This is a genomic window from Acidovorax sp. BL-A-41-H1, from assembly GCF_051942715.1.
This window is the reverse complement of the sequence record NZ_JBPVJQ010000010.1, coordinates 16436-37475: the sequence shown is the minus strand read 5'-3', so window position 1 is coordinate 37475 and position 21040 is coordinate 16436. Positions and strand designations below refer to the sequence as shown.

Here is a 21040-nt window from a genome sequence, read left to right as displayed (position 1 = left end):
CATTGTAGGAGGGCGCCTGCACCCCAAAGCCACAAGGCAGAATTGCGGTTTCTGCCCTGTCGCCATTTCTCAAGAGGAACCCCTGGCCGTGAGCTTCAACCCCGATTCCGATTTGTCCGGCACCATTGCGCGGCTGTTTGTGTACCCCATCAAGTCCTGTGCGGGCATCGAGGTGCAGGAAGCACTGCTCACGGACACCGGGCTGGACCTGGACCGGGCCTGGATGGTGGTGGATGCCGACGGCATGTTCCTGACCCAGCGCGCCCTGCCGCGCATGGCGCTGATCCGGCCACAGCTCAAGAGCGACGAGATGGTGCTGCGTGCGCCCGGCATGCTGGCCCTGCATGTGGCGGTGGACGCCGTCGAGGCACCGGCCACCGTGACCGTGTGGCGCGACACTGTACCCGCCTGGGACATGGGGGCCGTCGCTGCCCAGTGGTTCACGGACTTCCTCGGGCAACCCTGCCGGCTGGTGCGGTTTGACCCCGAGCACCGGCGCTTGTCTAGCCTGGAGTGGACGAACGGGTTGGAGGTGCCCAACCAGTTTGCAGACGGGTTCCCCATCCTGGTGGCCAGCGAGGCCTCGATGGACGAGCTCAATGGACGGCTGGCCGCTGCAGGCCATACGGCAGTGGGCATTGAACGCTTCCGGCCCAACGTGGTACTGGCTGGCATTGATGCCCACGATGAAGACCGGGTGGACCTGGTGCGTGTGGACGGGGGCGCGGACGGCGAAATTCACCTGCAGCCGGTCAAACCCTGCGCGCGCTGCCCCATCCCCGACATCGATCCGGCCACGGCGACTTCCAGCCCCGAGGTGGGCGACACCCTGCGCACCTACCGCCGGGACAAGCGCGTGGATGGCGCCATCACCTTTGGCATGAACGCCATCGTGCGCCAAGGCGCGGGCCAGGTGCTGCGTGTGGGGCAGCGCGTGGCGGCCGATTTGCGGTTCGAGTGACGCAGTAACCGGGGGCGATGGAAGGGGGAGCTGGCAGCCCCGTAAAATCGGCGGTTTGTCTCCGAATTCCAGAAAGCCCTGCCATGAGCCTCCAATGCGGCATCGTGGGCCTGCCCAACGTCGGCAAGTCCACCCTCTTCAACGCGCTGACCAAGGCCGGCATTGCCGCCGAAAACTACCCCTTCTGCACCATCGAGCCCAATACCGGCGTGGTGGAAGTGCCCGACCCGCGCCTGCAGCAGCTGGCCCAGATCATTTCCCCCGAGCGCATCGTGCCCGCCATCGTCGAGTTTGTGGACATTGCCGGCCTGGTGGCGGGGGCATCCAAGGGCGAAGGCCTGGGCAACCAGTTCCTGGCGCACATCCGTGAAACCGATGCCATCGTGAACGTGGTGCGTTGCTTTGAAGACCCCAACGTGATCCACGTGGCGGGCCGCGTGGACCCGATTGCGGACATCGAAGTCATCCAGACCGAGCTGTGCCTGGCCGACCTGGCCACGGTCGAGAAGGCGCTCAACCGCTACAGCAAGGCGGCCAAGTCCGGCAACGACAAGGAGGCCGCCAAGATCGTTGCGCTGCTCACCCCCATCCAGGCTGCGCTGGACCAGGGCAAGCCCGCGCGCACGATTGCCGTGAGCAAGGAAGATGCGCCCCTGCTCAAGCAGTTCTGCCTGATCACGGCCAAGCCCGCCATGTTCGTGGGCAACGTGGCCGAGGACGGTTTCGAGAACAACCCGCTGCTGGACAAACTCAAGGCCTACGCCGAAGCCCAGGGTGCGCCGGTGGTGGCCATCTGCGCCAAGATCGAAGCCGAAATGGCCGAGATGGAAGACGAAGACCGCGACATGTTCCTGCAGGAGCTGGGTCTGGAAGAGCCCGGCCTGAACCGCCTGATCCGCGCAGGCTTCAAGCTGCTGGGCCTGCAGACCTACTTCACGGCCGGTGTGAAGGAAGTGCGTGCCTGGACCATCCATGTGGGCGACACGGCGCCCCAGGCGGCCGGTGTGATCCACGGCGACTTCGAGCGGGGCTTCATCCGCGCCCAGACCATCGCCTTCGACGACTACATCCACTACAAGGGCGAGCAAGGCGCCAAGGATGCGGGCAAGATGCGCGCCGAAGGCAAGGAGTATGTGGTCAAGGACGGCGATGTGTTGAACTTCCTGTTCAACGTCTGACCCACCCCTGACCTGCCTGCGGACCTGCGAATGGGTCCATGGCCCCGTCCCTGTCCGGCTGCTTGGCTGGCAGGGATTTTTTTCGGCCCTCTCTGCGTCTCTCTTTCCACTTTCCCGCGGGCTTGCCCATGAACACCGGAATTCTCTACGCTGCGCTCGCCTACATCGCCTGGGGCCTGTTCCCCCTGTACTTCCGGCAGGTGGCGGATGTGCCCTCGCTGGAGGTCGTGATGCACCGCACGCTGTGGTCGCTGGTGGTGGTGCTCGGGCTTCTGGCCGTGCGCCGGCATTGGGCCTGGATGGCCACCGTGGCGCGCCAGCCGCGCGTGCTGGGAGCCTTTGCGTTGTCAGCAGTGCTGTTGTCCTGCAACTGGTTGACCTATGTGTGGGCCGTACAGAACCAGCATGTGGTGGATGCCAGCCTGGGCTACTTCATTCTGCCGCTGGTGAATGTGGCGCTGGGTTTCGTGTTCCTGCACGAACGTCCCCGCCCGGGCCAGTGGCTGGCCGTGGCCGTGGCGGCTGCGGGTGTGCTCTGGCTCACGCTGCAAGCCGGGCGCCTGCCCTGGATCGCGCTGGTGCTGGCGCTGAGCTTTGGGTTCTATGGCCTGCTGCGCAAGGTGGCGGTGCTGGGCGCGCTCGAAGGGCTGGCGCTGGAAACCCTGATGCTCGCGCCGGCGGCTGCCGCCGTGCTGGGGTGGTGGGCCTGGCAAGGGCAGGGGGCCTTGGTACAAGGCGACGCCGCCGCCATTGGCTGGCTGGTGCTGGCGGGCCCCATGACGGCTGTGCCCCTGTTGTTGTTTGCAGCGGGCGCGCGCCTGATCCCGATGTCCACGCTGGGCATCCTGCAGTACATCTCGCCCAGCCTGCAGTTCGCTCTGGGGGTCTGGATTTTTCACGAAGCCTTCGAGCCCGCGCGGCTGGTGGGTTTCGTGTTGATCTGGGGGGCACTGGTGGTCTACAGCCTCGAAGGCTGGTGGATGCGCCAGCGGGTGGCGGCTGCCTGAACGGGGCGGGGCAAGCGGTGGCGCTACTGGAAAACGCGCAGATTGTTTGTGTCAGTTCCACGTAAGATCGCGCGCGGTTCCAAGGGATCGTCTGCACGGTGCTGAGGATCCGCGCCTGGGTCCTTCGCCATTCGGCCCCCTGTTTTCCGAACAAACCCAGGCATGTGCCTGCCCCCGCATGTTCTTTGCACGCAAAAACCTGTTCTCGGCGACAGACGCTTTCCCCCTGACCGACGCCGTGCTGGAGTTCGACGACTCGTCGTCTGCAGCCTCCTCCGCCGTGCGGCCCGGGCGCCGGGCCCTGGACGGCCTGGGGCCCCGGGGAGACTGGCATGAGCGCAAGAAGTGGTGGGCCGTTGGAGGGCTGATCAGCCTCTACGCCCTGGCCCTGCTGGGCTTTTATGCCCTGGACATGGTGGCGGGCGAGGCCCTGGCGCTGCTGGCGGCGATGGTGGTGGTGGGTTTTGTGGCGTTCTGGCTTGTGCTCCGTGCCGACGTGCAGCAGAAGATCCGGCTGCGGCACTTGCAACTGGCCATCGTGTCCACCGCGATTGGCGGCATGCTGGTGGTGTTCTATCTCGCCCCTGTCACGCAGATCCTGTTCGCACCCTTCATGTTTGTGGCGGTGGCATATGGCATTTTTACCGTGCCCCGCCGTACGCTGCTGGCGCTGACCGCTGTGGTACTGGTGGCCTATGCAGCGGTGATCGGCCTGCACCATAGCCACCAGCACAATGCCGCGCTGCTGCGCCTGGAGCTGCTGCACCTGCTGGCGCTGGCGGTGTCGGTGCCCGCATTCATTGTTCTCATGGGCCGGGTACAGCACCTGTACCGCAGCCTGTACCGGGCCAGCCGCAAGATCAAGAACATCCAAGAGGACGCGCAGCGCGACACGCTGCTGGGCTGCTTCAACCGCCGCTACATCCTGGCCGCCCTGGAGGAGCAGAAACAGCTGGCCGACGAAAGTGGCATCCCGCTGTGCCTGGCCGTGCTCGACATCGACCACTTCAAGCGCATCAATGACGAGCTGGGCCACCTGGGCGGAGACGAGGTGCTGCGCACCTTCGCACGCATTGCGCAGCAGGGCGTGCGGGGGGGCGACCTGTTCGGGCGCTACGGCGGCGAGGAGTTCTTGCTGATCTTCCCTGCCACTTCGCTGCTGCCCGCGCTCAACACCTGCGAGCGGATCCGCGCCCAGGTGGAGACACATGCCTGGAGCGGCCTGCTCAAGGGCCGCGTGACGGTGTCGATTGGTGTGACGCAGTACGTGCTGGGCGAGTCGGTGCTGGAGTTCTTCTCGCGCGCAGACACGGCGATGTACATGGCCAAAGAAGGGGGCCGCAACCAGGTGGTGGTGGAAGAGCCCATCGCCAAGGGTGACTCCCTGCTCTCAGAACACAGCGGCCACGCGTTTTTGTAGCCTGGTCCGGGGAAGACCGCCTCTGCTGTCCTACGTCCCGACCTGCCCCGGCATCAAGTACAGCAGCGCAGTGGTCATGACCAGGTAGCGCAGGAACTTGCCCACCGCCATGTAGGCCAGGCAGGGCCAGAAGGGTAGCTTGAGCCAGCCCGCCACGGCGCACAGCGGGTCGCCTACCCCCGGCAGCCAGCTCAGCAGGCAGGCACGGGGGCCAAAGCGCTTGAGCCAGTTCAGTGCCCGCAGCTCCGTGGCATTGCCGCGTGCCCTGTCCACGGCCCGGTGTGCGCCCAGGCCCATCCACCAGCTCACGCCACCGCCCAGCGTGTTACCCACGGTGGCCACGGCGATGGCGGGCCAGAACAGGTCCGGGTTGAGCTTGACAAGGCCAAACACGGCGGGCTCAGAGCCCATGGGCAGCAGTGTGGCCGACACGAACGACACCACAAAGACCGTGCTCAGGCCAAATTGCGGCAGGGCCAGCCATTCCAGCAGCTGGTGCATCCAGATTTCCATGGGGGGAGTGTAGGGTGCGGCTCCCGGCCGACGGCGATGCAGGGCACCGGCGCACTGTCCTACAGCAGTCTGCGCTGTCCCGGCATGGGCGAGGGTGCAGGGGTTTTGTAAGGTGCAGCTTGGTCACCCCCGAATCTCGCGACAGGAGTACGCCATGCCCGCCACTGCTGCATCCCCTCAGACCCGCTCGCGCTCCGGCCACTCCGGCAGCTTCGCCCCCTGGCCCCGCGTGGTGGGCTGCGCAGGGGGCATCGCCGCCTTGACGCTGGCGGCTTGTGCGCACCACCCTCAGGCAGTGGTGTCCAATGCCGGGCCCACCGGGTCAGGCAGCCCAGCTGTGGCGATCAGCACCGCGCAAGACAGGGCGCTGTGCCGGGACGAGCCCGCTACCCGCGCAGAGCTCGGGCGCGCTGCCCACGCGCTGCTGGCCCAGGGCCTGGCGCTGCAAGCCACCTGCTTGGCCCCCGGCGGCTGGGTGGTGCAGGTGCTGGTGGTAGACGGCATGAAGGCCCGTCAGGTGGTGCGGGGGCCGCTGGCCGATGGCCAGGCGGTGGACATGGGGACGCCATCCGGCAGATTTCAAGCCGGGGCAGCGGCCACGGCAACGGGCCATTCGCCCGACGTGGTGCACAACCGCCAGTGGCTGCGCGCCCTCATGGCACACCACCAGTTCGACAACCTGCCGGATGCCTGGTGGCATTTTGCGCAGCGCCATGGCGACACCATCCTTGAGCCAGCCGGTGGTGCCGATCTCGCGGCCCGCTAGAACCTGTTCAAAGTCTGTTTTGTGCATCGCCAATGGGGTCCTGCGCGGGGATAGCCAGCGTTGCCGGAATATTTCATTTGCTGAAATTTTGAGCAGGTACAATCCCGCCTCCTTTTTCAGCATTCGCTGTCGCCCCCTCCCGCACCCCTCCCATGCACATCGGCCACATTCCTTTGGCGAACCGGTTGTTTGTCGCCCCGATGGCGGGCGTCACCGACCGGCCGTTCCGCCAGCTGTGCAAGGCGCTGGGCGCGGGGTATGCGGTCAGCGAGATGGTGACCTCGCGCAAGGACCTGTGGAACAGCCTCAAGACCTCGCGCCGGGCCAACCATGAAGGGGAGCCCGGGCCCATCGCCGTGCAGATTGCCGGCACCGATGCACCGATGATGGCCGAGGCTGCGGTCTACAACGTGGAACGCGGCGCGCAGATCATCGACATCAACATGGGTTGCCCGGCCAAGAAGGTCTGCAACAAATGGGCGGGCTCTGCGCTGATGCAGAACGAAGCCCTGGCGGTGGAGATTGCCGCTGCCGTGGTCGAGGCTTGCGCGCCTTTCAACGTGCCCGTCACGCTGAAGATGCGCACCGGCTGGTGCCAGGAGCACAAGAACGCCGTCGCATTGGCGCGGCAGTTCGAAAGCGTGGGCATCCAGATGCTCACCGTGCACGGCCGCACGCGCGAGCAGGGCTACAAGGGCCAAGCCGAGTACGACACCATCGCCGCCGTCAAGGCGGCGGTGAAGGTGCCCGTGGTGGCCAACGGCGACATCACCTCGCCCGAAAAGGCGCGCGATGTGCTGGCCGCCACCGGTGCCGACGCGATCATGATCGGCCGCGCCGCCCAGGGCCGCCCGTGGATCTTCCGCGAGATCGGCCACTTTCTGGCCACGGGCGAGCACCTGGCGCCACCGCTGGTGGCCGAGGTGCGCCGCCTGCTGCTGGACCACCTGCAAGACCACTACAGCCTGTATGGCGAGCTGACCGGGGTGCGCAGTGCGCGCAAGCACATTGCGTGGTACCTGCGCGCGTTGCCGGGTGGCGAGGCCTTCAGGCAACACATCAACACGATCGAAGACTGCACCACGCAGTGGCAGGCCGTGGCCGACTACCTGGATGCCCTCGGGCAACAGATGGACCGGCTGCCTGCCGCCACGGGCGTGGACGCAGAACCAGAAGAACAAGAGGGATTGGCTGCATGAGCAAGAAACACATAGAAGAATGCGTGCGCGAGAGCCTGCAGGGCTACTTTCGCGACCTGGGCGGCGAGACGCCCGATGGCATGTACGACATGCTGGTGCGTGTGGTCGAAAAACCGCTGCTGGAAGTGGTGATGACCCATGCGGACAACAACCAGTCGCGCGCGGCCGAATGGCTGGGTCTGAACCGCAACACCCTGCGCAAGAAGCTGGTCGAGCACAAGCTGCTCTGATGCTGTCGTGCTGATTGCTATCTAATTTATAGCTATTGGCCCTTGATGGACAGGCGCAAGGGCCCTTTTTTATTCAAAACCTCCTCACCACCACCGCCATGAACGCACTCCTCTCCGTCTCCGACAAGACCGGCATTGTCGAATTTGCACAAGCGCTGCATGCGCTGGGCATCAAGCTCTTGTCCACCGGCGGCACCGCCAAGCTGCTGGCCGACAAGGGCCTGCCCGTGACCGAGGTGGCCGAGGTCACCCAGTTCCCCGAAATGCTGGATGGCCGTGTGAAGACGCTGCACCCCAAGGTGCACGGTGGCCTGCTGGCGCGCCGCGAGCTGCCCGAACACATGGCCGCCTTGAAGGAACACGGCATCGACACCATCGACCTGCTGGTGGTCAACCTCTACCCCTTTGAAGCCACCGTGGCCAAGGCCGGTTGCACGCTGGCCGACGCCATCGAGAACATCGACATCGGCGGCCCCGCCATGGTGCGCAGCGCCGCCAAGAACTGGAAGGACGTGGGCGTGATCACCTCGGCCGACCAGTACGAGGCCGTGCTGGCTGAACTCAAGGCCGGTGGCAAGTTGAGCGACAAGCTGCGCTTTGCGCTGTCGGTGGCCGCCTTCAACCGCATCGCCCAGTACGACGGCGCGATCAGCGACTACCTCTCGTCCGTCACGTTCGAAGAAGACAAGCTGTCGGAAACCTACGTGCCTACGCGCACCCAGTTCCCCGGCCAGAGCAACGGCATCTTCACCAAGGTGCAAGACCTGCGCTATGGCGAAAACAGCCACCAGCAAGCCGCGCTGTACCGCGACCTGCACCCCGCGCCCGGCTCGCTGGTCACCGGCGTGCAACTGCAGGGCAAGGAACTGAGCTACAACAACATCGCCGATGCCGATGCCGCCTGGGAATGTGTGAAAAGCTTTGACGCCGCGGCCTGCGTGATCGTCAAGCACGCCAACCCCTGCGGCGTGGCCGTGGGCCTGGATGCGCTGAGCGCCTACAGCAAGGCCTTCCAGACCGACCCCACCAGCGCCTTCGGCGGCATCATTGCCTTTAACCGCGTGGTGGACGGCCAGGCCGCAGCCCAGGTCAGCAAGCAGTTTGTCGAAGTGCTGATGGCCCCCGACTTCACCGCCGAGGCGCTGGAGATCTTCAAGGCCAAGGCCAATGTGCGCCTGCTCAAGATTGCCCTGCCCGCACACGGCGGCAAGACGGATTGGGAACGCGGCCGCAACGCCATGGACGCCAAGCGCATCGGCTCGGGCCTGCTGCTGCAGACGGCCGACAACCACGAGCTGTCGCTTATCGACCTCAAGGTCGTGACCCAGAAGCAGCCCACGCTGGAAGAAATGGAAGACCTGCTGTTCGCCTGGAAGGTCGCCAAGTACGTCAAGAGCAACGCCATCGTTTTCTGCAAGGGCGGCATGACCATGGGCGTGGGCGCTGGCCAGATGAGCCGCCTGGACTCGGCCCGCATCGCCAGCATCAAGGCAGGCCACGCTGGCCTGACCTTGCAAGGTACGGTGGTGGCGAGCGACGCGTTCTTCCCCTTCCGCGACGGCCTCGATGTGGTGGTCGATGCAGGCGCCACCTGCGTGATCCAGCCCGGTGGCTCCATGCGCGACAACGAAGTGATCGACGCCGCCAACGAGCGCGGCGTAGCCATGGTGTTCAGTGGCGTGCGCCACTTCCGCCATTGATTCGACCGGCGGCGGGCACCCAACAAAAAGCGGCTTCCAAGGAAGCCGCTTTTTTTATGTCCGTTGTCAGGATGAAGTTGAGGTTCAGGTGCCGAAATTCATCGGCAGCCCCACGTAGTTCTCGGCCAGCGACACCGAAGCAGCGCGTGAGTTCACCAGGTAGTCCAGTTCGGCCTCCTGGATTTTCTGCCCGAATTCGCCGGTCTCGGGAAAGCGGTGCATCAGCGAGGTGAACCACCACGAGAAGCGCTCTGCCCGCCACACGCGGCGCAGGCAGCGGTCGGAGTAGGTGTCGATGCCCACGGCGGATTTCTCTGTGTAGAACTCGGTGAGCGCTGTCCACAGGTAGCCCACGTCGCTGGCCGCCAGGTTCAGGCCCTTGGCGCCCGTGGGCGGCACGATGTGGGCCGCGTCGCCCGCCAGGAACATGCGGCCAAAACGCATGGGTTCGGCCACAAAGCTGCGCAGTGGGGCAATGCTCATCTCCAGCGCCGGGCCGGTGACCAGGTTCGCGCGCGCCTCGGGGTCCAGGCGGTTGCCCAGCTCGGCCCAGAACTGGTCGATGGTCCAGTTCTCGATCTTGTCGGTGCTGGGCACCTGCACGTAGTAGCGGCTGCGCGTGGCGCTGCGCATGCTGCACAGCGCAAAGCCGCGTTCGGTGTTGGCGTAAATCAGTTCGTGCGAGACGGGCGGCACGTCGGCCAGCACGCCCAGCCAGCCAAAGGGGTACACGCGTTCGTAGGTCTTGAGCAGGTTGGCCGGCGCGCTGGCGCGGCACACGCCGTGGTAGCCGTCGCAACCGGCGATGAAGTCACAGGCCAGCTCGTGCGTCTGACCGTCCTTCTGGTAAGTCACGCGGGGGCTCTGGCCGTCGAAATCGTGCACCTGCACGTTCTGCACGTCGTACACGGTGGTCAGGCCTTCGGCCGCGCGCGCGTCCATCAGGTCACGCGTCACCTCGGTCTGGCCGTATACGGTCACGCGGCTGCCGCCGGTCAGATCGTGCAGGTCGATGCGGTGGCGCGCGCCCTTGAACAGCAGCTCGATGCCGTCGTGCGGCAGCCCCTCGGCGTGGGCGCGGGCGCCGACACCGGCCTTGTCCAGCAGGTCCATGCTGACCTGCTCCAGCACACCTGCGCGGATGCGGCCCAGCACGTAGTCGGGGCTGCGCTGTTCGATGATGACGGCGTCAATGCCGGACTTGTAGAGCAACTGGCCGAGCAGCAGGCCGGCGGGGCCTGCGCCGATGATGGCAACCTGGGTACGCATGGTGGGGCAATCTCGTGAAGTTCGATGCTGCCAAGCGTAGGTTGATCTGCGTCAAGAGAGCGGGCCGCCGTGGCGGTTGCGTGCGATTGTCGGTCGTGTTGTGCGATCATCGCGCAATGACCATCGTGCAGGCAGCTGCCCCCATCGCCAAGGCGGACTTCATCGAAGGCATGGCCAAAGGCATGGCCGTGCTGGAGAGTTTTGACACCGAGCGCCAGCGGCTCAACGCCACGCTGGCCGCGCAGCGCACCGGGCTCACGCGGGCGGCTGCCCGGCGGCATCTGCTCACCCTGGCGCACCTGGGCTATCTGGAGACGGATGGCAGCTACTTCTGGCTGGCGCCCAAGGTGCTGCGGTTTTCGGGCAGCTACCTGGCCTCCGCCCGCCTGCCGCGTGTGCTGCAGCCCACGCTGAACCGGCTGGCGGCGCAGACGCAGCAGTCCTTCTCGGCCGTGGTGCTGGATGGCAACGAGGTGGTGATCGTGGCGCGCAGCGGGGTGTATGGCGCACCATCGCGCGTGCTGGCCTATGGCCTGCACCTGGGCGCGCGGCTGCCTGCGCACCCCACGTCCACCGGGCGGGTGCTGCTGGCGGCGTTGCCGCCGGTGGAACTCACGCAATGGCTCAAGGGCCACAGGCTGCAACGCCTCACGCCCCACACCATCACCCAGGTCGGGCTGCTGCGGCAGGTGATTGCCAAGGCGCGCCGCGATGACTGCTGCCTGGCGGTGGAGGAGCACGAGCTGGGTGTGCACGCACTGGCCGTGCCGCTGCGCAACCTGCAGGGCCACACGGTGGCGGCGCTCAACGTGGTGGCGTCGCCCAAGCAGATCGATGAAGGCAGCCTGCAGCGCGACATGCTGCCGCTGTTGCAGGACGCGGCCCGGGAGCTGCGCGGGCTGTTGTGATAGAGATGCCGCAAGAAATGTGAATTTTTGCTGGAATTTCTGGGGCTCAGCTTACGCTCACCGCACGCGGTACACGCGTCCCGTCTGCGCCCCTTCCACACTGCGCTGGTAGGCCAGGGCCGCGCGCACTGCGGGCACCGGTTCAAAGCCGGGGAAGAAAGGACCATAGGTGCCCATGGATTCGGTCAGTACCGTGGGGCTGACGGCGTTGATGCGTAGGCCGCGCGGCAGCTCGATGGCGGCGGCGGCCACAAAACCTTCGATGGCCGCATTCACCGCCGTGGCGCTGGCGCCGTTGCGGACGGGCTCGATCGACAGGATGCCCGCTGTCAGCGTGATAGAGCCGCCGTCGTTCAAGTATTTCTGGCCGACCAGTGCCAGTTGCACCTGGCCCAGCAGCTTGTCCTGCAGGCCGATGTTGAACTGCTCGGCCGTCATCTCTGCCAGCGGGCCAAAGTGCAGGTTGCCTGCGGTGCTCACAATCGCATCCACCTTGCCCACAGCCTCGAACAGTCGGGCGACCGCGCCTGGCTGCGAAAAGTCCGCGCGGTGCGTGCCGCTGCTGCGGCCCACGGTGATCACTTCGTGGCGCGCGCCCAGGTTGGCCAGCACGGCCTGGCCGATGGTGCCGCTGGCGCCGATGAGAAGAATCTTGGACATGGTGTTTTCCTTGGGTGTCAAAAAGGGTTGATGAGGAACTGACAACCCGATTCTTTTGCTAATCAATCAATGCATAAAGTTCCTTCAAGTTATGCTTGAACTAACTATTGATTAGGAATATCCAGGAACCATGGACAAGCTGCGCAACATGGAAGTCATGGTGGCCGTGGTCGAGGCGGGCAGCTTTGCCGCCGCAGCGCGCCAGTTGCAGATATCGGCGGTGATGGTGGGCAAGCACATTCAGCAGCTCGAAGCCCATCTGGGCGCGCGCCTGTTCCAGCGCAGCACGCGCCAGAACAGTCTGACCGAGGTGGGCGCCGCGTTCTATGAAGACAGCAAACGTGTGCTGGAGCAGGTGCGCTGGGCGGAATCGGCCGTAGAGCGCAGCCGCGCCGTGCCCCAGGGCCTGCTGCGGGTGAGTGCGCCGTTCACGCTGGGCAATCACGTCATCGCGCCGCTGGTGGCCGACTTTCTGCAGCACCACGACCAGGTGCGTGTGGACCTGCAGCTCACCGACAGCGTGGTGGACCTGGCAGGCGAGGGCTTTGATGTGGCCGTGCGCATTGGCCAGGTGGTGAACGAGGGCCTGGTGGCGCGCCCGCTGCGCCCCTACCGCATGGTGATTGCCGCAGCCCCTGCCTACCTGCAGCGCAACGGCACGCCCGAACGCGCGGCCGACCTGGCGCGGCACCAATGCCTGAGCCACTCGGTGTGGCAGCGCCGGGTGGAATGGACGCTGCGCGACGGCAACGAGGAGTTCTTCTGGCCCGAGAACGCGCGCTTTGTGTGCAACCAGGGCGACGGCCTGCGCCGAGCGGCGCTGCGGGGCCTTGGGCTCATCATGCAGCCCGAGGTGCTATTGGCCGATGATCTGGCCAGCGGCGCGCTGGTGCCGGTGATGCAGCACTGCCTGCCCGTGCCGCGGCCGGTGCACCTGGTGTATGCGCCCGACCGGCGGCAGTTGCCCAAGCTGGCGCGGTTTGTGGAGTTTGTGGTGGGGGATTTGGGGGAGTAGGCTCGACCCCATGCGCGTGTCGGGCGCCGGACGCTTTCAATGAGATGCCACGTACCATCCCAGCGCAATGATGAGAGCCACAAGGATGGTCACAAGCCAACCCCACAGGACCCTATGCCGCGCGCAGCGATGGCAAAAGTCGACGACCTCGGCCGGGCCCGTCTCCGACATCCGGAGGCGAACGGTCTTTGAACCCCCGCGCAGGGGCGCGCCACATTGGTAGCACCTGTACGAGGCGTTCCACTTCTCGCTCCTGTTGCGGCGCCACATTGAGGCCGCGACAAAGACGCAAGCTGCGGCTATCAGAAGCGCGATCGTGATGTTGTCCATCACCCAAGTATTGCAAGCCAGGAAGGCTACTCCACCGCAGCCGGCGGCACCGCAGGCCCGATCTTGAACACCCCGCTCACCCGCGCACAGGGCACGCCATCGGCGGTGACCAGCCCTTGCGCAAACACCAGCGAGCGCGTGACACGCAGCGGCTCGGCCTCGCCCTGCACCCAGGCGCCCAGCGGGGCGGGGGCCAGGTAGTCGATCTGCAGGCTGATGGTGGGCAGAAAACGGTCGGCCACCTGATCGCTTTTGCGGTGCACCGACAGCGGCAGCAGCATGTCGCAAAAGCTGGCCATCATGCCGCCGTGCAGGTTGTTCATGGGGTTCACATGGCGGCGCTCCACGCGAAAGCCGAACTGCACCACGCTGCCTTCGTGGCGCAAATAGAGCGGGCCGTTGTGCTGGATGAACGGGCCGCCGGACTGCAGCGGCGCAAAGCCCGGCGGGATCTCGGCATGGCTGCTCATGCGCGTGCCTCTTTCTCCACATCCTGCGCAAAGCTGGCGCCCTGCAAGCTGCTGTGGGTGGCGCCGTCCTCGGGTAGCCAGCCGCTGTACACCGTGCGGAAGTCCGCCACGATCTGCGCCAGCGGCATGTCGTCGAACGCGCCGCGCTGGTGCACATATTCCATGTGGCGGGCGCCGGATTTGTCGAACGGGTGATAGATCGAATCTTTCTCGCCATCGAACTCCAGCGGCAGCAGGCCGAAGCGCTCGCACAGCTCGATGTTGAAGGCGGGTGTGGCCTTGCGCCAGGCGCCATCGAGCCAGATGTCGGTGTAGCCATGCCAGATGAAGAGATCGGTCTTCATCGTCTCGCGCATGCGCTCGGTGCTGAGGTGGTTGCGCACATCGGCAAACCCCATGCGCGCCGGTATGCCTGCCGCGCGGCACACGGCGGTGAGCAGCGCGGCCTTGGGCACGCACCAGCCGTGGCCGTTGGCCAGCACCGTGCTGGCTGCCATGCCCTGCGGCGATAGGTCGATGCGGTACGGGTCATACCGAAAGCCGTCGCGCACGGCCAGGTACAGGGCCACGGCGCGTTCGCGGTCGGTGGCGCCGTGCGCATGTTGGGCAGCAAAGGCCTGGATGGAAGGGGCGTCGCTGTCGATAAGTGCCGTGGCACGCAGGTGGGCGGGCGTGGGGGTGCTGGTCATGGGCGGTTGTCTCCTGCAGTCTGTCGAAGATCAGTGTGTGGCCTCTGTGCCCCCGATGCTGTCACAGGCGCGCCAGCCCGGCGCGGCAGGGGCTCGATGCCCCCATCACACCCGCCACGCAGGCAGCTCCCAGTTGCGCCACAGCGCAAGCCCACGCAGCCCGGCCGTGAGCAGCACGCAGACCACCAGCGGGGCCCAGTCGGGCGCCTGCAGATGGCGCAGGGCCACGTCGGCCCAGCCACCGGCAAAGGCGCACAGGGCATAGGGCCGGTGGTCGCTGAAGGCCTGTGGCACTTCGTTGCACAGCACGTCGCGCAGCACGCCGCCGAATACGCCGGTGGTCACGCCCATCATCACGCTGATGATGGGAGGCATGCCGATGGCGGTGGCAATGTCCACGCCCACGGCGGCAAACAGGCCCAGGCCGATGGCGTCGGGCAGCAGCATGGCGCGTTCGGTGGGCTTGAAGTGGCGCTGGCGCATGAACAGCATGGCGCCCACACACAGGGCCAGGATGCCCCAGACAAAACCCGTGTGGCGCACCCAGAAGAAGGGACGCTGGTCCAGCAGCAGGTCGCGCAGCGTGCCGCCGCCAAAGGCGGCCACAAAGGCCACCACACACACGCCCACCACGTCGAGCCGCTTGCGCGCGGCGGCGATCACGCCGGACAGCGCAAAGGCCACGGTGGCGGCCACTTCCAGAAGAAAGCGCAGGGTGTGCACCCAGGGGGCGTCGAGCAACTGGTCCATGGGCGCGATTGTGCCGTGGAGCGCGGGCGGCGCCGGGTGAGTCGTTGTGTGTGCAATTGCTATAAAAAATATAGCTATAAAGGCATGCTGATCAGGCGCAAAGGCCTGTTTTTCTCATATCTCAGGTTGGGTGCGCCCGCAGAGAGGCGCCCCCGGCTTACCCCCGCACCAGCAGCCACCCCAGCGCCACCACACAACCCGCGCCCCCCAGTGCCCCCAGGCGCCACGCCCAGCGCAGCGCGGCCTGCGGCCACAGGTTCATGGCCAACACCAGCAGCCAGCCCAGGGCCATCCAGGCGGCGATGACCAGGGCCACCCCCGCAGTGGGCCCGGCGGCAGTGACCGCCGCCATGCCCTGCAGCACCATCGTGCCCAGCGCGATGGCCCAGGCCCGGGTGCGGTCTGGGGTGCCGTCGCCCCAGGCGCGGGTGGGCACGGACCGCGCCCAATGGCTCAGGCCGATCAGCGATGCCAGTGCGGCACTGGCGCCGATGAGTTCCTCGGTCATGCGGCCTCCGAAGGGTGGTGGCTGCGGGGCTGCGCCGGTTGCCGCCGCAGGGCACGCAGCAGGTGCTGCCGCCGTAGCAGCGGCGCGCCTGCAGCGGCCATGCACAGCACCGCAGCGGCGGCCCACTGCCACAGACCCGCCTTGGCCGCCAGGCCGCCAAAGGCCAGCGCGGCCAGCAGCCATAGCGCGGCCGAGGTGCGGGGCGCCCAGTGGCGCAGGGTGGCGGCGGGCAGGGCCACCAGCATCGCGAGAAGCAGGCCCAGCATGCCCGACGAGCGCGCGGGCTCGGTCGCGACGATGTGCGCCAGGCGGAAGGATTCCACCGCCAGCACACCGCTCAGCCAGAACGGCCCGTGGGCCAGCACCACCCCAACGCCCCAGCCGCGCGGATGCCAGCGGCGGCGGTTCGTGGCGGGATGTGTTTTGGTGCCTGCGGTGGCCGCTGCATGGCGCACCACCTTGCGCCGGGGCGCCTGCACTCGCTGGGGCCCGATAAAGGCCGCGATGCCTGCGCAGGCCAGGCCCACGGCAACCAGGCTGGCGAACATGGCAGGCGCCAGCGCGCTGCCCAGCGCGAGGCCCGTGATGCCCGCCAGGGCCAGCAACCCGCCCGCGCCGCCCAGCGCCACGCGCCACAGCGCCAGCGTGCGCAGCGCCCATGCGGCCAGGGCCGACAGCAGCAGCCACACGCCGATGAGGGCCCACACCGCCCACACGGGCCGCTGCGCCAGCGAGGGCAGGCCCGAAGGCCCCCACAAGTGCACAAACACCGCCACGATGAGCGCGGCGGGCGTGGTGGCATGCAGGGCCAGAAATAAACGTTGCATGGGGAGCGAAGCTGGGAAGCTATGAAGGGGGACGCTTGGCGTTGGTGTCAGCCCGCAGCCGCGATGCCGCCCGCAGCACCCTGCGCAGCCTCCGCCTCGCGCCTGCGCTGCTGGCGCGCATCCAGCCAGATCAACGTGCCCGAGATGGACAGGAACGCGGGTGTCATGCCCAGAAAGAAATACAGCCATTTCAGCGCCAGCCCGCCAAAGTCGCCAAAGTGCAGGGGCTCCATCAGCCCATTGACCAGCGACCAGAAGCCCGCCGTGCGCGGGTCGTGCACCTTCTTCGGCACGCCCGTGGCGGCATGGATGTCCACCCGCGCGGTGCTGGCCAGGTGATCGCGCAGGTTGCCGGTGAAACCCACCTCGGCCGTGCTGCTGCCCCAGCGGCGCAGCGACACATAACGCGCCTCCAGCCCCGGCACGGCCTGCTGCGCGGTGGCATACAGCGCGTCCAGCGACTGCATGGGCACGGGCTCGCTGGCCTCTGCCTTGCGCGCGGGCTTGGCGGCGGCCATTGCTGCAGGGGTGGTGATGTATTGGTAGCCTTGCTCAAACAGCGGCGCCAGCCCCATCCATGCGCCTGTGGCTGCAATCAGGATGTGAAAGCCCAGCCCCCAGATGCCCGCAGACTTGTGCAGGTCCGACATCACCACCCGAAAGCTGCGGCCCCAGCGCTGGGTGAACAGCTCGGCCAGGATCTTGCGGTGGATGACGATGCCCGTGGCAATCAGCACCAGCATCGCCACGCCGAGGAACCCCACGATCCAGCGCGGCCCGAAGAACAAAAACACATGCAGCATGCGCAGGTACTGGCCCAGCTGGCTGTCCACCGGGCCGACCACCGTGCCCGTGTCGGAGCGCAAGGCCACCTTGGTGCGCGTGCTGGCCGGGGCTCCGCGTTCGCGCACGAACGCGAAGTAGCTCGGGTTGACGGCATCCGGCAGCGCGATGGTCTCCACCGTCGCGCCAGGGTAGCGGGTCTGCAGCTGCGTGAGCACCGCGTCGAGCGAGGCCGGCTTTTCAGAGCGTGGCAGCTTTGCCAGTGAAGGGTTGGCCCACAGGTCGATCTCGTGCTTGAACACCACCACCGCACCCGAAAAGCACACGATGAACATCAGCAGCCCCGTGACGATACCCGCCCAGGAGTGCAGGGCGAACAGGCGGTTGAGCGTGCGCTGGCTGGTCATGGCGTGCGGGTGGCGGGGGTGGAGCGCTGCGTCAGAAGAAGTACGTCACGCCCAGGCTGAAGTTGCGTGGCAGCGAGGGCGAGACCACGTTGGCGTTGATCGCGCCGTCGTAATACGCCTTGTTGAACACGTTCTTCACGCCCGCAGTCACGCGGTAGTTCTCACCCACGTAGCTGATGGACGCATCGGCCACAAAGTACGAAGGCAAGGTGAACGGGTAGGAGCCAATCTGCTCGCTCACATACCGCCCGCCCAGGCCCAGCGTCACGCGCTGGTACTGCGGCAGCTTGTACGTGGCCCAGGCCGTGAGCGTGTGGCGCGGCGTGAGGTTGAGTGGCTTGCCCACGATGGCGGCGTTGGTGTCACGCGTGACCTTGGTCTGCGTGTAGGTGTAGGCGCTGGTCAGCTTCCAGCCGTTCTTCAGGTCCGCGCCAAGCTCCAGCTCCAGCCCGCGTGCGCGCTGCTCGCCGGTCTGCACGCTGAAGCCCGTGTTCACTGGGTCGGCCGTGGTCACGTTCTCGCGCACCAGGTCAAACACGGCGAGCGCACCGGTGACCTGGCCACCGGGGGCCTCGTACTTCACGCCCGCCTCCCACTGCTTGCCGGTTTCGGGCACAAAGTTCGATCCTGCAAACGTCAGGCCCGACTGGGGCAGGAACGACTCGCCATAGCTGCCATATGCGGCCCAGCCGGGCTTGAACTCGTACACCAGCCCGGCCGACAGCGTGGTGGCGTTGTCCTTCTGGCGCGTCTGTGTGTTGGCCACGCGGTTGTTCGTATCGGTGGTGGACCAGTCGCGGCGCAGGCCCACCAGGGCCGTCCAGCCCTGGCCAAACTTGATCTGGTCCTGCGCATACAGCCCGGCCACGGTGAGTTTGGCGGGCGCATCCTGCGTCAGCGCCTCGGGGCAGGTGGCCTGCATGCCATACACGGGCGCAAACAGGTCCAGCGCACCGATGCGGCAGGTGCGGCTGGCGAGCAGGCTGGTGCCGCTGCGCGCATCGAGGCCCGTCACCAACTGGTGCTTCACGCCCAGCGCTTCAAAGCGCGACAGCAGCGAGGTGTCGGTGGCCAGCAGGTCGTAGTCCATGTACTGGCGCGAGGCCTGGCGGTTCTGCAGGCGCTGGTTGGCCTGCAGCGCCTGGTTGGAGACAAAGTTGCCCGTGCCCTTCTCGGTCTCGTAGCGCACGTTATGGCGGAAGGTCATGGCCTCCGACATCTTGTGCTCTAGCGTGTAGCCCACGGTTTTGCTCTCTACGTCATACCCGCCAAAACTTGGGTCGCCCGTGAACATCGTGACGGGCAGCGTGCCGTTGCGGTTGGGCAGCAGCGTGCCGTAGGGCGTGATGCCCTGCTGGCGCATCCATTGGCTCTGGCTGTAGGTGGCAAACAGCACCAGGTCGGTCTGCGGGCCCAGGTCGATGGAGAGCGACGGCGCAAACCAGCGGTCCTTGCGGTAAACGAACTGCGTGGGGTCGTCCACGTTGGAAACATGCGCATTGATGCGCAGCGCCGTCTTGCCCGATTCGGACAGCGGCCGGTTGATGTCGGCCTGCAGCGTGCGCTGGTCAAAACTGCCCACCTCCACACCCACCTCGTTGATCGCCTCCTTCTTGGGCCGCTTGCTCACCGCATTGACGATGCCGCCGGGCTGCACCTGGCCGTACAACACTGAGGCCGAGCCTTTGAGAACCTCAAAACGCTCGTAGCCGTAGGGCTGCAGCTTGGCCCACATGCCCGGGCTTTGCACCAGGCCATCGACAAGGATGGATTCGGTGGAGCGAAAGCCCCGGATGTTCAGGTCATCAAACCCCCGGCGCCCAAAGTTGACCGGGCTCACGCCCGCCACGGTCTGCAGCGCTTGCTGCACGTTGGTGATCTGCCGGGATTCCATCTGCTCGCGCGTGACCACGCTGACGGACTGTGGGGTTTCCAACCGCCGCATGGGCGCCTTGCTGGCGGTCTGTGCCTCTACGGGCGCAAAGCCCATGTCTTTTTCGGTGCTGGCGTTGATGCGGACTTCTTGGAGCTGGGGGGCGGCCGTTGCTGCGTCTGCTGCCGGTGTGCTGGCCTGTTGTGCGATGGCAGCTTGGGCGAGGCACAGAGCCAGCGGGGTCAGGGTGAAGAGGCGGGCCGCGCGGACGGATGGCAAGCGCGCGGCGTGCGCGGAGCGCAGGGGCTGAGAAGGCATGGGGGTCCCGATGAAATTGAGCGGACAACAAACGCTGGGGGCGCTGGCTCACGTGACAGGGGACGTTGGCTGGCGGGATGTTGTGAATTGTAATGCGAATGGTTATCGTTTGAAATTTGCAATGGTGTGACTGGCGTGTGAGGAGCCGCAGTGCCTAGTGCTGCGACCGGACGGCCAGCACGGCGTTGCGGGACAGGCATCGATAGGGAAGTTGCCAACAACGGGCCGCATGCGGTGCAATCGGCTTAAATTTCATTGCGCTGATGGCGCACCAACCCACCGTGGCGTCATGCCGCTTGGAAAGCCGGAGCGCGGCCTTGCCAGCCGGTCCGCTCAACGCCTGATAGGAGCCCGCCCAATGAAAATTGCACACCCGTACGCCCTCTTGGCGCTGTGTATGGCTGTTGCCCTGGTCCTGCTGGCGGCTCCGTATGTGGTGGGCTGGTTGGCGGACCATCCGCCACGGTCTGCAGCGTCGTTGTGCGCCTGGTGTGTGTTGCTGGTGGCACTGTGCGCTTTGCTGGGGTGGTGGGCGGCTGTAGCGGTGGGCTTCAACGCCAGCATGGGCAGTCTGGTGAGCGCATCGCTGGCTGCCTGGCTGGTGGCGGAGATCATTTTGAATGGAAAACCGTGGAAACACTTTCAAAAACACACTGCCCGATAGCCCTGGGTGAGCTGGGTAGGGCATGGACCGCCCAGCGAGCCAGGAGCTTGCCCCGATGAGCGGCGAGCGAACGCCTCCGGCCGCCTGGGCCCGCTGGCTCGTGCCGATTGCGCTGGCCTGGCTGGTGGTGTGCGGTTTGCTGCTGGTGCAACTGTGGCCGGACTTACCGCGCTCCCGAGCGCGGTGGGCACTTCTGCTTGCCGTGGGGCCGCCGCTGTATCTGCTGGGTGAAGCGGGATCGGCTTGGCTCCAGGCTATGGCACAGCGGCGGGCGGGTATGGACAAAGGGTTTTCGTGGCTGCGCATCGTGTGCGCCCTGCCTGTTGCCTTGGTGTGGTTTGCGCTGTGTTGGTTGTGTGCCTCGCTGATGGTGGCGTAGGCGTGGTGTGCTGGATGCCCGTCGGCCAGTACCGATGCGTCAGTTTGTATGTTGCGAGAAGAAATCGCGCCACATAAGTGGCGCAAAAGCCATTTGTCACTGGCGCGAAAGCGGTTTGCGCGCCACTTTGTAGAGCTGGCCACCCCTTCAGATGCGCTGTCTGAAGTCCTCCACACCGCATGAAATCATTTTGCTATCAAATGAATAGCTAAAAAG

The 21040-nt window shown here is 66.2% G+C and carries 22 protein-coding genes; 12 read left to right on the top strand and 10 right to left on the bottom strand.

From position 1 onward, the window contains the following. The first annotated feature begins 88 nt into the window (after nt 1–88). The 4 genes from ACTPOI_RS23630 to ACTPOI_RS23615 all read left to right on the top strand — a co-directional run bounded on the left by ACTPOI_RS23630 (nt 89) and on the right by ACTPOI_RS23615 (nt 4566). Nucleotides 89–961 (top strand): MOSC domain-containing protein, encoded by an 873-nt coding sequence (locus ACTPOI_RS23630; protein WP_440113547.1) that lies wholly within the window; start codon nt 89–91, stop codon nt 959–961. Nucleotides 962–1044: 83 nt separating this feature from the next. Then, nucleotides 1045–2139 carry a redox-regulated ATPase YchF gene (gene ychF / locus ACTPOI_RS23625; protein ID WP_094291443.1) on the top strand — a complete coding sequence of 365 codons (1095 nt, stop codon included), beginning with the start codon at nt 1045–1047 and terminating at the stop codon, nt 2137–2139. Between the two features lie 128 nt (nt 2140–2267). Continuing rightward, the gene (rarD, locus tag ACTPOI_RS23620) at nt 2268–3146 is read left to right on the top strand and encodes an EamA family transporter RarD (protein ID WP_440113543.1); all 879 of its coding nucleotides are present in this window, start codon (nt 2268–2270) and stop codon (nt 3144–3146) included. Nucleotides 3147–3324: 178 nt separating this feature from the next. Next, nucleotides 3325–4566, top strand: a complete 1242-nt coding sequence (locus tag ACTPOI_RS23615) for a diguanylate cyclase (RefSeq protein WP_440113540.1) — start codon at nt 3325–3327, stop codon at nt 4564–4566. A gap of 30 nt (nt 4567–4596) precedes the next feature. Here ACTPOI_RS23615 and ACTPOI_RS23610 read toward each other — a convergent pair whose 3' ends face one another. Next, nucleotides 4597–5079, bottom strand: coding sequence for a YqaA family protein (locus tag ACTPOI_RS23610; protein ID WP_094291440.1), 483 nt, complete (start codon nt 5077–5079; stop codon nt 4597–4599). A gap of 154 nt (nt 5080–5233) precedes the next feature. Between ACTPOI_RS23610 and ACTPOI_RS23605 the strand changes: the two genes are divergently transcribed. From ACTPOI_RS23605 to purH, 4 genes are all read left to right on the top strand, one after another. Further along, entirely contained in the window at nt 5234–5845 is a 612-nt protein-coding gene (locus ACTPOI_RS23605; RefSeq protein ID WP_440113535.1) for a M15 family metallopeptidase, read from the top strand. A gap of 152 nt (nt 5846–5997) precedes the next feature. Then, the gene (gene dusB / locus ACTPOI_RS23600; protein ID WP_440113532.1) at nt 5998–7044 is read left to right on the top strand and encodes a tRNA dihydrouridine synthase DusB; all 1047 of its coding nucleotides are present in this window, start codon (nt 5998–6000) and stop codon (nt 7042–7044) included. Then, nucleotides 7041–7274: a Fis family transcriptional regulator gene (locus tag ACTPOI_RS23595; protein WP_063458953.1), complete on the top strand. Its 234-nt coding sequence runs from the start codon at nt 7041–7043 to the stop codon at nt 7272–7274. The genes dusB and ACTPOI_RS23595 overlap by 4 nt, the downstream gene beginning before the upstream one ends. A 98-nt stretch (nt 7275–7372) precedes the next feature. After that, the gene (gene purH / locus ACTPOI_RS23590) at nt 7373–8974 is read left to right on the top strand and encodes a bifunctional phosphoribosylaminoimidazolecarboxamide formyltransferase/IMP cyclohydrolase (protein ID WP_440113528.1); all 1602 of its coding nucleotides are present in this window, start codon (nt 7373–7375) and stop codon (nt 8972–8974) included. An 84-nt stretch (nt 8975–9058) separates the two neighbouring features. Here the strand turns inward: purH and pobA are convergent, their stop codons facing one another. Further along, nucleotides 9059–10243, bottom strand: coding sequence for a 4-hydroxybenzoate 3-monooxygenase (pobA, locus tag ACTPOI_RS23585; RefSeq protein ID WP_440113525.1), 1185 nt, complete (start codon nt 10241–10243; stop codon nt 9059–9061). Between the two features lie 116 nt (nt 10244–10359). On the opposite strand from pobA, the gene ACTPOI_RS23580 reads away from it, so the two are divergent. After that, complete coding sequence (locus ACTPOI_RS23580; RefSeq protein WP_440113522.1) at nt 10360–11151, top strand: IclR family transcriptional regulator domain-containing protein; 792 nt, start codon at nt 10360–10362, stop codon at nt 11149–11151. Between the two features lie 57 nt (nt 11152–11208). Here the strand turns inward: ACTPOI_RS23580 and ACTPOI_RS23575 are convergent, their stop codons facing one another. Next, nucleotides 11209–11811, bottom strand: coding sequence for a short chain dehydrogenase (locus ACTPOI_RS23575; RefSeq protein ID WP_440113519.1), 603 nt, complete (start codon nt 11809–11811; stop codon nt 11209–11211). A gap of 130 nt (nt 11812–11941) precedes the next feature. Between ACTPOI_RS23575 and ACTPOI_RS23570 the strand changes: the two genes are divergently transcribed. After that, nucleotides 11942–12826: a LysR family transcriptional regulator gene (locus tag ACTPOI_RS23570; protein ID WP_440113516.1), complete on the top strand. Its 885-nt coding sequence runs from the start codon at nt 11942–11944 to the stop codon at nt 12824–12826. 356 nt (nt 12827–13182) lie between these two features. Here ACTPOI_RS23570 and ACTPOI_RS23565 read toward each other — a convergent pair whose 3' ends face one another. The 7 genes from ACTPOI_RS23565 to ACTPOI_RS23535 form a co-directional block, all read right to left on the bottom strand. After that, the gene (locus tag ACTPOI_RS23565; RefSeq protein ID WP_440113513.1) at nt 13183–13626 is read right to left on the bottom strand and encodes a PaaI family thioesterase; all 444 of its coding nucleotides are present in this window, start codon (nt 13624–13626) and stop codon (nt 13183–13185) included. Further along, complete coding sequence (locus ACTPOI_RS23560) at nt 13623–14315, bottom strand: transglutaminase-like domain-containing protein (protein ID WP_440113510.1); 693 nt, start codon at nt 14313–14315, stop codon at nt 13623–13625. The genes ACTPOI_RS23565 and ACTPOI_RS23560 overlap by 4 nt, the downstream gene beginning before the upstream one ends. A gap of 105 nt (nt 14316–14420) precedes the next feature. Further along, complete coding sequence (locus ACTPOI_RS23555) at nt 14421–15065, bottom strand: trimeric intracellular cation channel family protein (protein ID WP_137745912.1); 645 nt, start codon at nt 15063–15065, stop codon at nt 14421–14423. A 157-nt stretch (nt 15066–15222) separates the two neighbouring features. Further along, entirely contained in the window at nt 15223–15573 is a 351-nt protein-coding gene (locus ACTPOI_RS23550) for a hypothetical protein (protein WP_094291368.1), read from the bottom strand. Beyond that, complete coding sequence (locus tag ACTPOI_RS23545; RefSeq protein WP_094291367.1) at nt 15570–16400, bottom strand: hypothetical protein; 831 nt, start codon at nt 16398–16400, stop codon at nt 15570–15572. Before ACTPOI_RS23545 ends, ACTPOI_RS23550 begins: the two co-directional genes overlap by 4 nt. Before the next feature lie 47 nt (nt 16401–16447). Continuing rightward, entirely contained in the window at nt 16448–17590 is a 1143-nt protein-coding gene (locus ACTPOI_RS23540; RefSeq protein WP_440113505.1) for a PepSY-associated TM helix domain-containing protein, read from the bottom strand. Nucleotides 17591–17621: 31 nt separating this feature from the next. Further along, the gene (locus ACTPOI_RS23535; RefSeq protein ID WP_440113502.1) at nt 17622–19781 is read right to left on the bottom strand and encodes a TonB-dependent siderophore receptor; all 2160 of its coding nucleotides are present in this window, start codon (nt 19779–19781) and stop codon (nt 17622–17624) included. 358 nt (nt 19782–20139) lie between these two features. Here ACTPOI_RS23535 and ACTPOI_RS23530 point away from each other — a divergent pair, with 358 nt between their 5' ends. Both ACTPOI_RS23530 and ACTPOI_RS23525 read left to right on the top strand, forming a co-directional pair. Further along, on the top strand, nt 20140–20445 hold the full coding sequence (locus ACTPOI_RS23530; protein WP_440113499.1) for a hypothetical protein: 306 nt from the start codon (nt 20140–20142) through the stop codon (nt 20443–20445). Nucleotides 20446–20500: 55 nt separating this feature from the next. Then, a complete protein-coding gene (locus ACTPOI_RS23525; RefSeq protein ID WP_440113496.1) occupies nt 20501–20824 on the top strand; it encodes a hypothetical protein in 324 nt (107 codons plus the stop codon). The last annotated feature ends 216 nt before the right edge of the window (nt 20825–21040 follow it).